Origin of the sequence: Pseudomonas iranensis, from assembly GCF_014268585.2 — a bacterium.
Taxonomy (GTDB): Bacteria; Pseudomonadota; Gammaproteobacteria; order Pseudomonadales; family Pseudomonadaceae; genus Aquipseudomonas; species Aquipseudomonas iranensis.
Map to the genome: position 1 here is coordinate 746,191 of NZ_CP077092.1, position 14,381 is coordinate 760,571.

Below are 14,381 nucleotides of genomic sequence, written 5' to 3' on the forward strand. Positions count from 1 at the left end.
CTTTCTTGCGGGCGGGCATGTTCAGGTTTGCTCGGGTTGCTGTTGCGGCAAGGAAGACAATGAAAGTTCTATTTCTGGTGCAGAAAGATCAACGGGCCATTCTCGATCGTTTGTACGAGGGTGTCGCCGCCCATTGTGAGTGCGATCTGCGCTGGTTGAGCGGTGACGAGCAGCGCAATCTGCGTCGATACTTTCGCCGCGAAGTCGACGTTTCCCGCTATGACCGCATCGTGTTTTTCTTGCGCTTCAAGCAGGAGATTCGTCAGGTCGGATTTATTCGCACCATCCCCAATCTGGTGATTCTGGAGCACGACGCCTATCAGAATTACATTCCCTGCAAGTACACCGGCAAGTTCAGTGCGCACTATCGCCGCTTGCCGTGGGCACGGGTGATCAGTTCCGGGTTCGTGGTTGCCGAGCGCTTGCGCTCGGAAGGCTTCGACGCCGTGTTCGTGCCCAAGGGCTACGATCAGACGCAATTGCAGGACCTGGGGCGCGAGCGGGATATCGAACTTGCCTTCGTCGGCAGTACCAACAGTGTGGCCTACAGCGGTCGCAAGGCACTGCTGGATGAATTGGGCCAGGTCGAGCCGCTGCTGGTGACGCGGACCAAGTCCGGGGCTGAATACCTGGAAACGCTCAACCGTATCCGCTTTTTTGTCAGCGCGGACGTTGGCATGGGCGAGTTCATGATCAAGAACTTCGAGGCGATGGCTTGCGGCTGCGTTCTGCTGGCCTATGATCAAGGCGCCGCCGAAAACGCAGCGCTGGGTTTGCAGGACATGCATAACGTGGTGTTCTATCAGACGATCGCGCAGTTGCAGGAAAAGCTGGCCAGGCTGCGCGAGGATCCGCAACTGGCGCAACGCATCGCTGACAACGGTCGCGAACTGGCGGTGGAGCAGTTCAGCTTCGCGCGGATCGGTCAGCGCATCGTTGAAGAGCTTGAGCCACCGCTGCGTGAGCGGGCGCCGCTGAGTCTGCTGGAAAAAATCCGCCTGAAAGTGGGCATTTGACAAGTGTCATATAGCCAGTGATATTGCTGGCGACTTCTGATTAACGAGATTTCGGTGCAATTTTCCAAAGAAAGCCAGATTACATTGGTGGTTACCAGCTGCGGTCGACTTGATCTGCTCAAGACCACTCTCGATAGCTTCGACCGGTACAACACGGCACCCATTCGGGAAGTGTTCATCACCGAAGATGCCGGCGACGAAGGCGTTGCCGGGATTCTGCCTGCCCATTGGAAAGAACATTGCACGGTCTTCGTCAATCGTCCGAAGCTGGGCCAGTTGGCATCGATCGACCTGGCCTACGGGCAGGTCAGCACACCCTATATCTTTCATTGCGAAGACGACTGGGAGTTCTACCGTCCAGGGTTCGTGGAAGACTCGATGACCGTTCTGCAGGCCCGGCCGGAAATTCTGCAGATCTGGTTGCGCAGCTATAATCACGATCTGCGGGTTCACAGTCCTTACATCCATTTGGGCGCGCGCGAGATTGTCGATGGCGTCGCGTGTTATCCGCTGATTTCCGACAAGCCGGAGTGGCAGGGGTTCTCGCTGAACCCTGGGTTGCGTCGACTCGAGGACTATCGGTTGTGTGCGCCTTTCGCCGGTCATGGTGGCGAGAAGGCCTTGTCACAGCGCTACTCACAACTGAACAGGGACGCCTTGATACTCGAGGCAGACGCGGTCATGCACACCGGTTTCGGTCTGCATGTGCAAACGGATGTCGAGCGTGAACGCAAAGCGCGCCGCAATCGCCGCGAACAGATCAAATTTGCCTTGTTTCTGTTGCTGGGAGTCTGCATTGGCTGGTTCATCAACTGAGTTCGAGTACCGCGCAGCTTGTCTCCGCAAATCCGTGCAACGGCTTTCTGCCCGATGAATATTCTCAATATCATGTGGGCCGGTGGCGCTCCGTTCGCATCAATCCATAAAGTGCATCAGCAGATACTCTCTCAGGCTGCGCCGTCGGCGGTGGTCAAAACCTGGCTCCTCCAGGGGCAGGGAGCCGAGTGCGGCGTGGATGTCGGTGAGGTCCGGGAGTGGCAGTTATCGTCAGCCCGCCTGAAGGGCCGGCATTTCTGGCGTTTGGCCAAACCCGTGATGCGGGCGAGGTTTCGCCAGGCGCTCGTGGACAGTGACGCTCGATTGCTGCTGCTGGACGGCATGGGTGTCGCACGCACGTTGTTACCGGTCCTCAAGAAACTGCCGCATATCCGCGCGGTAGTGATCTTCCACGGTTCGGCGCGTTTGAATGCCGGCGACCAGGCACTCTTTCAGGCAATTCCTGCGTCCCGGCTGACATTGGTTGCCGTTTCCAGCACCCTTGCCGATTCACTGGCCCGCGATCTGCGGATGCCTGTCACCGCGCTGCGAAGTGCGTTCGATCCTGAGGCTTTTCGCGCTGACCTGCTCACCCGCGAGCAAGCCCGGACACGGTTGGGTTTACCGCAAGGCGATGCGCCAGTATTGGGCGCCGTAGGGCGGCTGGTCTCGGAAAAAGGTTTCGGCTATCTGCTGGATGCCTTTGCCGCAGCACTCGACACCCGCCCGGACTTGCGCCTGGTCATTGTTGGCGAAGGCTCCAAACGCGCGGCGCTGGAGCAGCGCATCGACGCGCTTGGCTTGCACGAGAAGGTCTTGCTGACCGGCCATCTGAACGAAGCAGCGCAGCTTTATCGTGCGTTCGACTGGGTGGCCATCCCTTCGCTGGAGGAGGGCCTGGGTCTGGTCATGCAGGAAGCGGTGATGGCCGGCGTACCGGTGCTGTGCAGCGATCTGGAGGTGTTCAGCGAACAGCTGGGCAGCGCCGGCTGGTATGCGCCGGTCAATGACACGAAAGCCTGGGCCGAGGCCATCGACCGCGCCTTCAGTGCCTCATCTCAAGCGATCAATGCCGAGCAGTACCGGATGCTCGCTCCGGACGAGGCCTGGTCGAGCTTCAGCCAGGCTGCCCGCGCATTGTTTTCATGACGACAACACCGCGCGCTCAAGTGCCTGCATCGGAAAGCTGTCGTTCAGCTTTTCGCGCGCAATATAGCGTGCGAAGTGTTGCAGGTTGCGTTTGATCAAGCGCTTTGGCAACGGTCCGCGGGTAAAGCGCATGTCGGCGACATCGATCAGGCCCATGCGGTTGTCTGGCGTGACAACGATGTTGCCCAGATGCAGGGAGCGGAAATAGATGCCCGAGCGATGCAGGCTGCGTATCAGGGCGGCGAGGTCCGGCAATGCCTGCTTCCACTCGAACCCTTGTTTGCTGGCGATCTGACGCAGCGTCTGCCCTGGCAGAGGCTCATACAGCACGGCGGTCATGCCTGGTTTTTCAAGGCGAAAGAACTGCAGGATCTGCAAGGTCGGTACGCCGAGTTTTTGCAGCTCGACGGCATTGTCGATGAACCGCTTCGAATAGGGGCGCAGCAGAGCGGATGAAAAAAACCGCTTGCGACGGAACAGTTTGAGAATTTTTCCATCTTGCAGCAGGTAGACTTTCGGCCCGTAGCTGTCCGCTTCCAGCACTTTGGCAGCGTCGATCATTTGGTCTAGAGCGGCTTGGGAGAGCCGGGAGCATCGCATCGTAGGAAGCCTTGTCGAAAGTGCGGGGTGTTGTAGCAGGCAATGATGCCGAAAAGTTTCGATTTTAACCATGCCGCGTCGCATGGGCGAACCCTTGTCAGGAGCAGATTGATGCAGGAAACACGTTGGGCGCAACTATGGATGGCGACGGGGCTCTTGTGGTTTTTACTGGCCATTGCCGTAGCGCCCACCAACAAGGTTTACCAGCAGGGGCTGGTTGCTCTCGTCTGGTTGCCGGCGCTAGTGCTGGGCTGGTCTGCGCGGCACCGCGTCAGGGAAGTGCTTTACGAGCAACGCTGGATCTACCTGCCGTTCCTCGGATTGCTGGTCTGGTCGCTGATCAGTCTGGCATGGACAAACGCACCGGAAACGGGTCGCGAGGCCAAGCGTCTGTTGTACATCGTGGTGTTCCTGCTGTTTTTTCCGGTGTTTGCCAGCGGACGCCCCGAGCGGTTGATTCGCCTGATGCAGTGGGGCGGTCTGGGATTGGCGGTGACGGCGCTGGTGGCGATTGTCAGGTTCTACGTCATTGACGGCAACGCCTGGTCTGCGCGGGTGGAAGGTCTGGGTGAACTGGCGCATCCGATCCTCGGCGGCTATGTCATCGGCCTCGCGGCCGTGTGGCTGGCCCTGTGGGCGCCGCGTGATCTGATGCGGCAAGGGATCTGGGCGCTGGCGTTGACGGTGCTGGTTGTTTTTGTCCTGATGAGTCAGAGCCGCGGTGCGGCGTTGGCGCTGTTTCTGACCATCCTGGCCATGCCGATCTGGTGCCGTGACCGGCACAGCCGAATCGTCGCAGCCGTGGCACTGGTGGTGGCGATTGCGGCGCTGTGGCTGTTCGAGCCGTTGGTGCTGGCGCGCGGGGTCTCGTATCGTCCGCAGATTCTGATGGCTTCTCTGGATATGATTGCCAAGCACCCCTGGGGCGGGCTGGGTCTGGGTGGGGACTATCGGGTGCTCTGGTCTGGAATGACCTTCGATCACGCCCACAACCTGTTCACCCATGTCGCGATCGTGCTGGGTCTGCCGGGACTGCTGTTATGGTCTGCCGTCTGGTTCGGCGTGATTTTCCAGGCGTGGAAAGTTCGGGAAACGCTGTATGCCCGGGGGATCATCGGTATCTGGCTGTTCTCGACATTGGCGATGCAGTTCGACGCTGCCAGCCTCACCGGCACTCCGCGCGCCGAGTGGTTCATCAGCTGGCTGCCGTTGGGGCTTGCCAGCGTTTTGGTATGGGCGCGGGCCAATGGCGGCGCTTGTGATAAAATTTCGCGTTCTTCTTAACCAGTGAGCTCTACGATGACTGACGCACCGCCCAAAGCGGAACAGGAATCCAGCCTGAAAATCTACTTTCGGCTGTTGGGGTACGTAAAACCCTATATCGGTCTTTTCCTGCTGAGTATCGTGGGCTTCGTGATCTTTGCTTCCACGCAACCGATGCTGGCCGGGATTCTCAAGTATTTTGTCGATGGCCTGAGCAATCCCGAAGCGGTGCTCTTCCCCAATGTGCCTTATCTGCGAGACGTGCAGCTGTTGATGGCTGTGCCGTTGCTGATCATTTTGATCGCAGCGTGGCAGGGCCTTGGCTCGTTTCTCGGCAACTATTACCTGGCGAGGGTTTCGTTGGGGCTGGTGCATGACCTGCGTATCGAATTGTTCAACAAACTGTTGGTACTGCCCAACCGCTATTTCGATACCCACAACTCGGGTCATCTGATCTCGCGCATCACCTTCAACGTGACCATGGTCACCGGCGCCGCCACGGATGCCATCAAAGTGGTGATCCGCGAAGGCCTGACCGTGGTTTTCCTGTTCGCCTATCTGCTCTGGATGAACTGGAAGCTGACCTTGGTGATGCTGGCGATCCTGCCCGTGATCGCGTTCATGGTCGGCAACACCAGCAAGAAATTCCGCAAGCAGAGCAAGAAGATTCAAGTGGCAATGGGCGATGTCACTCACGTCGCTTCCGAAACCATTCAAGGCTATCGCGTCGTGCGCAGTTTCGGTGGCGAGGCTTATGAGCAGCAGCGTTTTGCGGCGGCCAGTCAGAGCAACACCGACAAACAGTTGCGCATGACCAAGACTGGCGCGGTGTATACGCCGATGCTGCAGCTGGTGATCTACACCGCCATGGCCGTCCTGATGTTCCTGGTATTGTTTCTGCGCGGTGATGCAACGGCCGGTGATCTGGTCGCGTACATCACGGCAGCAGGTTTGCTGCCGAAGCCGATCCGGCAATTGTCCGAAGTCAGCTCGACCATCCAGAAAGGCGTGGCCGGCGCAGAAAGCATTTTCGAGCAACTCGACGTTGAACCGGAAATCGATACCGGCACGATCGAGCGTGATCGGGTCAGTGGCCACCTGGCGGTGAACAACCTCAGCTTCACTTACCCGGGCACCGAACGGGAAGTGCTGAAAAACATCAGCTTCACCGCGTCGCCAGGTCAGATGATCGCATTGGTCGGGCGTTCCGGCAGCGGCAAATCGACGCTGGCCAGTCTCATTCCGCGCTTCTATCACCACGAGACCGGCGAAATTCTGCTCGATGATGTCGAGATCGAAGATTATCGCCTGCGCAATCTGCGCCGCCATGTAGCGCAAGTGACCCAGCACGTGACGCTGTTCAACGACACCATCGCCAACAACATCGCTTACGGCGATCTCGCAGGCGCGCCTCGCGAGGACATCGAAAAGGCCGCCCGTGATGCATTTGCCATGGACTTCATCGCGCAGATGCCTCAAGGCCTGGATACCCAGGTCGGCGAGAACGGTGTGCTGTTGTCTGGTGGCCAGCGTCAGCGTCTGGCGATTGCCCGGGCGCTGTTGAAAAACGCCCCACTGCTGATCCTCGACGAAGCGACGTCGGCCCTCGATACCGAATCCGAGCGGCACATTCAGGCGGCACTCGACCATGTCATGAAGGGCCGCACCACGCTGGTCATTGCCCACCGTTTGTCGACCATCGAAAAGGCCGATCTGATTCTGGTCATGGATCAGGGCGAGATCGTCGAGCGCGGCACTCATGCCCAACTGCTTGCCCACAATGGTTACTACGCGCGGCTGCATGCGATGGGGCTGGATGCTCCGGCCGAAGACATTGCCTGATCTGCGGACCAGGGTGAGTCAGCCTCACCCTCGTGTATTCCCGGTGCGCGCGATCCTGTTAATATCGCGCCCCTGTTCATTTTGTATGTGGGTTGCTCCATGAAATTGTCGATGCCGCGATTCGATCAAGCCCCTGTCTTGGTGGTCGGCGATGTCATGCTCGACCGTTACTGGCATGGCGGAACCTCACGGATTTCCCCTGAGGCACCGGTGCCGGTGGTCAAGGTCGAGCAGATCGAAGATCGCCCGGGCGGTGCCGCCAACGTGGCGCTCAACATTGCCGCGCTGGGCGCGCCGGCATCGCTGGTGGGCGTGACCGGCGATGACGAAGCCGCCGACAGCCTGAGCAACAGTCTCAAGGGCGCCGGCGTGCGCGCCTTGTTCCAGCGCATCGCCCATCAACCTACCATCGTCAAGCTGCGGGTCATGAGCCGGCATCAGCAACTGCTGCGTATCGATTTCGAAGAGGTGTTCGCCACCGATGCGCTGGCACTGGCCGCGCAGGTCGACGAACTGCTGGAAGGCATCAAGGTGCTGGTGCTGTCGGATTACGGCAAAGGTGCGCTGAAGAATCATCAGACGCTGATCCAGGCCGCCCGTGCCAAAGGCATTCCGGTGCTGGCCGATCCCAAGGGCAAGGATTTTTCGATCTACCGCGGTGCCAGCCTGATCACGCCGAACCTCAGCGAGTTCGAAACCATCGTCGGTGGTTGCGCCGATGAGCACGAACTGGTGAGCAAGGGTGCCGTCCTGATGCAGGACCTCGACCTCGGCGCACTGCTGGTGACCCGCGGCGAACACGGCATGACCTTGTTGCGCCCGGATCATCCGGCGTTGCACCTGCCGGCCCGCGCCCGCGAAGTGTTCGACGTGACCGGTGCCGGCGATACGGTGATTTCGACCCTGGCCGCGGCCATTGCCGCTGGCGAAGAACTGCCGCACGCCGTGGCGCTGGCCAATCTGGCAGCAGGTATCGTCGTCGGCAAGCTCGGTACAGCAGCGATCAGCGCCCCGGAGCTGCGCCGCGCCATTCAGCGCGAAGAAGGTTCGGAGCGAGGTGTGCTGGGTCTTGAGCAACTACTGCTGGCGGTTGATGATGCCCGTGCGCACAACGAGCGGATTGTTTTCACCAATGGCTGCTTCGACATCCTCCATGCCGGCCACGTGACCTATCTGGAGCAGGCCCGCGCTCAAGGCGATCGTCTGATCGTCGCGGTCAACGATGACGCCTCGGTCAGCCGCCTGAAAGGCCCGGGCCGGCCGATCAACAGCGTTGACCGACGCATGGCGGTACTCGCCGGTCTCGGCGCGGTGGACTGGGTGATCAGCTTTTCTGAAGGCACGCCGGAAAACCTGCTGCGCGAGGTCAAGCCGGACGTGCTGGTCAAGGGTGGCGATTACGGCATCGATCAGGTAGTCGGCGCCGATATCGTCACCGCCTACGGCGGCACGGTGAAAGTGCTGGGGCTGGTGGAAAACAGCTCGACCACAGCAATCGTGGAAAAGATCCGCGGCCAATAAGCTCAAGAGATCGCAGCCTGCGCCAGCGCCTGCACAATTCTGTTCAGGCGCTGGCGCAGGCTGCGATCTTTTTGCTTTTCAGGAATTCACTTTCTTGCGCGGTACGATTTTCTTCAGCAACTGCCTGGCCTTGCCGCGCAGGCGGGCCAGTCCAGTGGCCTTCTCCACTGGCGTCAGGCCCTGTTGGCGCAACCAGTCCTTCCAGCGAATCCGCTCATCGCGCACCAGCCAGCCATCCTGGCGGGCAAAGCTTTCAGCCAGATACAGACCGCGCGTACTCGCCGGATACAGCTGATCCTTTTTCAGGGTATACAACTCAGGCAGCGGCTGACCGTCGTGCAATGGCATCAAATACAGGTCAGGCCGTTTGCGATCGAGCCGCGCCACCAGTTGATCGCCTTCCAAGCGCTCGTCGACATGAAACAGGCTCAGGGATTTGGCTTCCTTGGGTACGTCCAGGCGCAGGTCATAGATCAATTGCAATGACGCCGTCGGCAAATGCACGTAGGCCCGTGGCCGCTCCAGCAATTGCAGGTTGGCGCAGCGCACCGGCCGTGCCGAACCGGACAGCGGTGTCAGGCGAAACGGCAGCGCTTCGCGGTAATGCAGCGCGGCGGAGTAGGGCGCGGGCAGCCAGGTGTCATTGAAACGCCCGCCGAGCCAGCCTTCCGGGGTTTCCAGCAGGCACTCTTCGGCAATTTCCTGAATCGCCGTGTGCAGCGGAATATTCAGCTCATGGGCCGGCACGTAGCCGGAAATCAGCTTCAGTACCACGTCGCCGCGATCCTGGCGACGCTGGCGCACCAGCACCCAGTAATCGCGGTTCTGCCAATGCAGGGTCAGGCGCACGGACACGCCGAGGTTGGCCAGTTCCAGTGCGAAGCGCTCGCACTCGGCGACGCTGACCGGTTTACGCCGCTGCAGGGTCTGGGCGAAGTTCAGCGGCATGCCGACGCTCTGATAGCTCAGGCCTTCGGGCGTGGCTTCGACGAACAGCGGCAGCGTCTTGAAGTTGCTCGGGTTCTTGCGGATGAGCGTGCGCGGCATATCGGCTCCTGGCTTAAGGCCGCGGGGCGGCGTCAGTGACTACGCAGGACCTGGGCAACGGTCGCTACGTTATGGGCGAGGTGCAGCGGATTGATTGTGCCGACAATAGCACTGGCAACGCCGGGATGAGTGAACAGCAACTCGAAGCTGGCGCGCACCGGATCGACTCCCGGACTCAGACAGACATGACCGCTGGCCAAGGCTTTTTTCACCAGAATGGCTTTGCCGTGGGCAGCAGCATAGTCAATGACCGCCTTTTCGTTTTGTTCGTTCAGATTGTAGGTGACCATCGCGCAGTCGCCTTGCTCCAGCGCTTTCAGCCCACCTTCGACGGTTTTCCCGGAAAAGCCGAAGCCGCGAATTTTGCCCTCGGCCTTCAGTGCGGCGAGGCTGGCGTAGACCTCTTCGTGCTCAAGGATGGCCATGTCGTTGCCGTCCGAGTGCACGAGGACCAGATCGATGAAATCCGTTTCCAGACGTTGCAGGCTGCGCTCGACCGACATTCGCGTGTGCGCAGCGCTGAAGTCGTGGCGCGACAGGCCATCGGCAAACTCCTCGCCGACCTTGCTGACAATCACCCAATCCTGTCGCTGGCCGCGTAGCAGCGGGCCGAGGCGTTCTTCGCTGCGACCATAGGCCGGCGCGGTGTCGATCAGGTTGATGCCCAGATCCCGCGCCTGACGCAGCAGCATGCGCGCCTCGTCGTCTCCGGGAATCTGAAAGCCGTTGGGGTATTTCACCCCTTGATCGCGGCCGAGTTTGACCGTACCCAGGCCCAGCGGCGAAACCGACAGGCCGGTGCTGCCCAGCGGGCGATGCAGTTCGTGCAGAGTGGCGATGGTCATGGCAGCAGTTGCTCCCACGCGGGTACACCGAGCGGCGGTTTCGGCAGCGGCGGCAGCGGTTCAGTCGCCTGCGGCTGGATGCCGTCGCGTTGCAACGAAGCGATGACGCGGTCGGCGAAGTCTGGCGCCAGTGCCAGTTTGGTCGGCCAGCCGACGAGCAAGCGACCTTCCTCGGCGAGGAACGCGTTGTCCGGGCGGGTCAGGCCGGTTTGCAGCGGCTCGGCGCGATCGACGCGCAGGGTCGCCCATCGCGTGGTGCTGAGGTCGATCCACGGCAGCAGCTGGGCGATTTCCTTCTGTGCGGTGGCAATCTGTTCGGCCGGCTCGCGAGCCACGCCTTCGCTTTCGGCGATGTTACCGCCCATGTACCAGACCCACTGACCATCAGCCGCCGGATGCGTGGTCACGGTGATGCGCGGCTTGGTGCCGCCGCCCAGGCAGTGCGCGTACAGCGGTTTCAAGCCGGGGCCTTTGGCGAGGATCATGTGCAGGGGGCGGCGCTGCATGGCCGGACGGCTCAGGCCCAAGGCTTCGAGCAGTTCGGCAGTACCGGCGCCGGCGCTGAGGACGATGCGCTGGGCGCGGATCTCACGGCCGTCGACTTTCAGGCCGACCAGCACGCCGGCTTCCAGCAGCGGCTCGATCACCTTACCGGCGAGCAGACCGTCACCGGCCAGCTCGGCCAGACGCTGGATCAGGCTCGGGACATCCACCACCAGTTCGGCGAGGCGATAGACTTTGCCCTTGAAGCGCTTGTCTTGCAGGGCCAGCGGCAGCTCGTCGCCCTTGACCTGATCGACCCGGCCACGCACGGCTTTGCTGGCGAAGAAACTGGTCAGATTGCCGGCCAAAGTGCCTGGCGACCACAGGTAATGGGCTTCGGACAGCAGGCGCACGCCGGACAGATCCAGCTCACCAGTCCCGGCCAGCGCTGCGCGCCAGCGTCGCGGCATGTCGGCGATCGCTTCAGAAGCGCCAGTCAGTGCGCCGTGCAGCGCGTACTTGGCGCCGCCGTGGATGATGCCCTGGGACTTCACGCTCTGCCCGCCACCGAGGCTGGCGCTTTCCACCAGCACGGTCGAAAAACCCTGACCGCGCAGGCGCGCATTCAGCCAGAGGCCGGCGACACCAGCGCCGACAATCAGAACGTCGGTGGAAATAACGGATGGCATGCAGCGACCTCAGTGTTCAAGACGAGGGCGCAGTATACAGACTCAGACATCGGCCTCCGATGTCAAAAAAGATCGCAGCCTTCGGCAGCTCCTACCTTGGAATGCGTTACCTGTAGGAGCTGCCGAAGGCTGCGATCTTTTTCTTCAGTGCCCGGCAGTTTTCGAAAACAGCTGAATCACAACGACCCCCAGCACGATCAACGCCATCCCCAGCATCGCTGGTACGTCGAGCTTCTGCCCGTAAATGAACAGAGCGGCGACGCTGACCATGACAATGCCCATCCCCGCCCAGACCGCGTAGGCAACGCCCACCGGTACGGTACGCACCACCAGCGTCAGCATCCAGAATGCAATCCCGTAGCCGACAATCACCAGAATCAGCGGCAGCGGCGTGCTGAAGCCCTTGACCGCTTTCATCGAAACGGTGGCGATCACTTCGGCGCAGATGGCGATGGCCAGATAGACGTAAGCGTTCATGGTTGTGATCCTCAAATAAAACGTTGCTTGCTGAGGTGACATTCTAGGGACTGCTCAGATGGGGTAAAGTCATTACCTATCTGTTCTGGAGATGGGTTGGTAGCAAGCATGCAATGGAATCTCGAGCAGCTGCGGGTATTTGTCGACGTTGCAGAACAGCGATCTTTTTCCGCCGTGGCACGTCGACAACGCAAGGCGCAGTCGGCGATCAGCAGCGCCGTTGCGATGCTCGAAGAGGATTTGGGCGTGAGCCTGTTCGAACGCAGCAGCGGTCGGCAGCCGATGCTCACCGAGGCGGGCGCGGCATTGCTGGAAGAGGCCCGCGAAGTGTTGCGCCAGTGCGAGCGCCTCAACGGCAGGGCCATGGCGATGCTGCGCGGTCAGGAGGCGCAGTTGCGAGTGGCTCAGGACGAGGCGATGCCGTATCAGGCGCTGGTGGAAAGTTTCGGTGAACTGGCCGAGCAGTTTCCCAGCCTGGAAGTGCAACTGACCAGCGCCGCCCAGGGTGAAGTTGCGCGCAAACTGGTCGAACGTCGCGCCGACCTCGGCCTTCTGTTCTATCACGATGAAATCCCCGAAGCCCTTGAGCGGCGCGTACTGGGTCGAGTGGAAATGGTCACGGTCTGCGGTGTCAATCATCCGCTGGCGCAGCAGGCCTACGTGACCTGCCAGCAACTGGCGCAGCACCGTCAATTGCTGATGTCGACGCAGACCAGCGTCTATCCCGGCAACGAGCCGGCCAGCCCACAGGTGTGGCGCGCCGACAGCTTTTACGTGATGTCCGAATGGCTGGTGCGCGATCTCGGTTGGGCGTGGTTGCCGCGCCACGTTGTGCAGTACTCGGCGTATCAGGGCCAAATGGTTGAACTCGATAGCGAATGGACGCCGCCGGCATTGGTGGTGGAACTGGTCTGGCGCCGCGACGAACCGCTCGGCCCGGCCGCGCGCTGGCTGGCGGAACGTTTTGCCGTGCACTTGCGGGCGATCGGCGACAAAAGCCGATAAACTCCGCCGCCATGAATAGAACTCTCTACACCGCGCTGTTTTACCTGGGGCTGCCATTGGTGGCGATTCGGCTGTGGCTGCGCGCGCGCAAGGCGCCGGCGTATGCCAAGCGCATTGGCGAGCGCTTTACTCTTGGCATGCCGACCTTGCAGCCCGGCGGCATCTGGGTGCACGCGGTGTCGGTGGGCGAAAGCATTGCCGCCGCGCCGATGATCCGCGCGCTGCTGGAACGCTATCCGGCGCTGCCGATCACCGTGACCTGCATGACCCCGACCGGTTCGGAGCGGATTCAGGCACTGTTCGCCAACGAGGCGCGCATTCAACACTGCTATCTGCCGTATGACTTGCCTTGTGCGGCGGCACGTTTTCTGGATCACGTGCAGCCGAAACTGGCGGTGATCATGGAAACCGAGCTGTGGCCCAACCACATTCATCAGTGTGCCAAGCGCGGGATTCCGGTGGCGCTGGCCAATGGGCGGTTGTCGCAGCGTTCCGCCAAAGGCTATGGCCGCTTCAGCAAACTCACCGCGCCTATGCTTGCCGAGATGAGCCTGTTGGCGGTGCAGACCGAAGCCGAGGCCCAGCGCTTCCGCGATCTCGGCGCGCGGCCTGAATCTGTCGAGGTCACCGGTTCGATCAAGTTCGACCTGACCATCGACCCGCAACTGTTGCAGCGTGCAGCCGATCTGCGTAGCCAGTGGCAGGCACAGGATCGTCCCGTGTGGATCGCCGCGAGCACTCACGAAGGCGAAGACGAAGTGGTGCTCGACGCCCATCGTCGCCTGTTGGCCAATCATCCGGATGCATTATTGATTCTGGTGCCGCGTCATCCGGAGCGCTTCAATTCGGTGTTCGACCTGTGCCAGCGCGAAGGTTTCGCCACGGTACGTCGCTCGACCGGGGCCAATGTCGATGCGCAGACGAGCGTGCTGCTTGGCGACACCATGGGCGAGTTGCTGTTTCTCTATGCCCTGGCCGACAGCGCATTTGTCGGCGGCAGTCTGGTGCCGAATGGCGGGCACAACCTGCTCGAACCCGCCGCGCTGGCGAAACCGGTACTCAGCGGCCCACACCTGTTCAACTTCCTCGACATCGCCGCGCAACTGCGCGAAGCCGGGGCGTTGGCCGAAGTGGATGATGCCGAAGGCCTCGCAGTCGAGGTGCAGCGCTTGTTCGAACTGCCGCGTGATGCGCAGCGCATGGCCGAGGCCGGGCTGGCGGTGATGCGGCGCAATCAGGGCGCATTGCAGCGGCTGCTGGATGGTTTGGCGCGGCTGATCCAATAGTCGCTTGGAATATTACTGTGGTGAGGGGATTCATCCCCGCTGGGTTGCGAAGCAGCCCCAAAACCATTCAGCGCGGTCATTCAGAAAAACCGTGTCCACCGCTATTGCGACTGCTGCGCAGCCGAACGGGGATAAATCCCCTCACCACAGGGGTTCATTCCAGATTGTTCATGGCCGGTCCTTACTGTGGCGAGGGGATTTATCCCCGCTGGGTTGCGAAGCAGCCCCAAAACCATTCAACACGGTGATTCAGTTAGATCTGGCAAGTCGGATTTACGACTGCTGCGCAGCCGGACGGGGATAAATCCCCTCGCCACAGGGGATTCATTCCAGATTGTTCAT

The 14,381-nt window shown here is 60.9% G+C and carries 13 protein-coding genes; 8 read left to right on the forward strand and 5 right to left on the reverse strand.

All coding sequences use genetic code 11. From position 1 onward, the window contains the following. Nucleotides 1-59: 59 nt before the first annotated feature. The 3 genes from HU724_RS03290 to HU724_RS03300 are packed head-to-tail and all read left to right on the forward strand — an operon-like array spanning nt 60 to nt 2,981. Nucleotides 60-1,016 carry a glycosyltransferase gene (locus tag HU724_RS03290; protein ID WP_186567439.1) on the forward strand — a complete coding sequence of 319 codons (957 nt, stop codon included), beginning with the start codon at nt 60-62 and terminating at the stop codon, nt 1,014-1,016. A 54-nt stretch (nt 1,017-1,070) separates the two neighbouring features. Further along, nucleotides 1,071-1,832, forward strand: a complete 762-nt coding sequence (locus HU724_RS03295) for a glycosyltransferase family 2 protein (protein ID WP_186567437.1) — start codon at nt 1,071-1,073, stop codon at nt 1,830-1,832. A 54-nt stretch (nt 1,833-1,886) separates the two neighbouring features. Continuing rightward, entirely contained in the window at nt 1,887-2,981 is a 1,095-nt protein-coding gene (locus tag HU724_RS03300) for a glycosyltransferase (protein ID WP_186567555.1), read from the forward strand. Here HU724_RS03300 and HU724_RS03305 read toward each other — a convergent pair. Then, a complete protein-coding gene (locus HU724_RS03305; RefSeq protein ID WP_038860760.1) occupies nt 2,976-3,581 on the reverse strand; it encodes a lipopolysaccharide kinase InaA family protein in 606 nt (201 codons plus the stop codon). The two genes, HU724_RS03300 and HU724_RS03305, sit on opposite strands and share 6 nt — an antisense overlap. A gap of 111 nt (nt 3,582-3,692) precedes the next feature. Here HU724_RS03305 and HU724_RS03310 point away from each other — a divergent pair, with 111 nt between their 5' ends. The 3 genes from HU724_RS03310 (at nt 3,693) to hldE (ending at nt 8,207) form a co-directional block, all read left to right on the forward strand. Next, on the forward strand, nt 3,693-4,865 hold the full coding sequence (locus HU724_RS03310) for an O-antigen ligase family protein (protein WP_186567435.1): 1,173 nt from the start codon (nt 3,693-3,695) through the stop codon (nt 4,863-4,865). A gap of 15 nt (nt 4,866-4,880) precedes the next feature. Next, nucleotides 4,881-6,686 carry a lipid A export permease/ATP-binding protein MsbA gene (gene msbA, locus HU724_RS03315; RefSeq protein ID WP_016771984.1) on the forward strand — a complete coding sequence of 602 codons (1,806 nt, stop codon included), beginning with the start codon at nt 4,881-4,883 and terminating at the stop codon, nt 6,684-6,686. Between the two features lie 99 nt (nt 6,687-6,785). Next, nucleotides 6,786-8,207, forward strand: coding sequence for a bifunctional D-glycero-beta-D-manno-heptose-7-phosphate kinase/D-glycero-beta-D-manno-heptose 1-phosphate adenylyltransferase HldE (gene hldE / locus HU724_RS03320; protein WP_016771983.1), 1,422 nt, complete (start codon nt 6,786-6,788; stop codon nt 8,205-8,207). Between the two features lie 78 nt (nt 8,208-8,285). Here the strand turns inward: hldE and HU724_RS03325 are convergent, their stop codons facing one another. The 4 genes from HU724_RS03325 to HU724_RS03340 all read right to left on the reverse strand — a co-directional run bounded on the left by HU724_RS03325 (nt 8,286) and on the right by HU724_RS03340 (nt 11,748). Beyond that, nucleotides 8,286-9,254: a metal ABC transporter ATPase gene (locus HU724_RS03325; protein ID WP_186567434.1), complete on the reverse strand. Its 969-nt coding sequence runs from the start codon at nt 9,252-9,254 to the stop codon at nt 8,286-8,288. Nucleotides 9,255-9,286: 32 nt separating this feature from the next. Further along, nucleotides 9,287-10,099 (reverse strand): aldo/keto reductase, encoded by an 813-nt coding sequence (locus HU724_RS03330; RefSeq protein ID WP_186567432.1) that lies wholly within the window; start codon nt 10,097-10,099, stop codon nt 9,287-9,289. After that, nucleotides 10,096-11,271, reverse strand: coding sequence for an NAD(P)/FAD-dependent oxidoreductase (locus HU724_RS03335; RefSeq protein WP_186567430.1), 1,176 nt, complete (start codon nt 11,269-11,271; stop codon nt 10,096-10,098). The genes HU724_RS03330 and HU724_RS03335 overlap by 4 nt, the downstream gene beginning before the upstream one ends. Nucleotides 11,272-11,415: 144 nt before the next feature. After that, complete coding sequence (locus tag HU724_RS03340) at nt 11,416-11,748, reverse strand: DMT family transporter (protein ID WP_016771980.1); 333 nt, start codon at nt 11,746-11,748, stop codon at nt 11,416-11,418. 108 nt (nt 11,749-11,856) lie between these two features. Here HU724_RS03340 and HU724_RS03345 point away from each other — a divergent pair, with 108 nt between their 5' ends. Both HU724_RS03345 and waaA read left to right on the forward strand, forming a co-directional pair. Next, complete coding sequence (locus HU724_RS03345; protein WP_125926288.1) at nt 11,857-12,753, forward strand: LysR family transcriptional regulator; 897 nt, start codon at nt 11,857-11,859, stop codon at nt 12,751-12,753. Between the two features lie 11 nt (nt 12,754-12,764). Next, on the forward strand, nt 12,765-14,039 hold the full coding sequence (gene waaA / locus HU724_RS03350) for a lipid IV(A) 3-deoxy-D-manno-octulosonic acid transferase (RefSeq protein WP_186567427.1): 1,275 nt from the start codon (nt 12,765-12,767) through the stop codon (nt 14,037-14,039). The last annotated feature ends 342 nt before the right edge of the window (nt 14,040-14,381 follow it).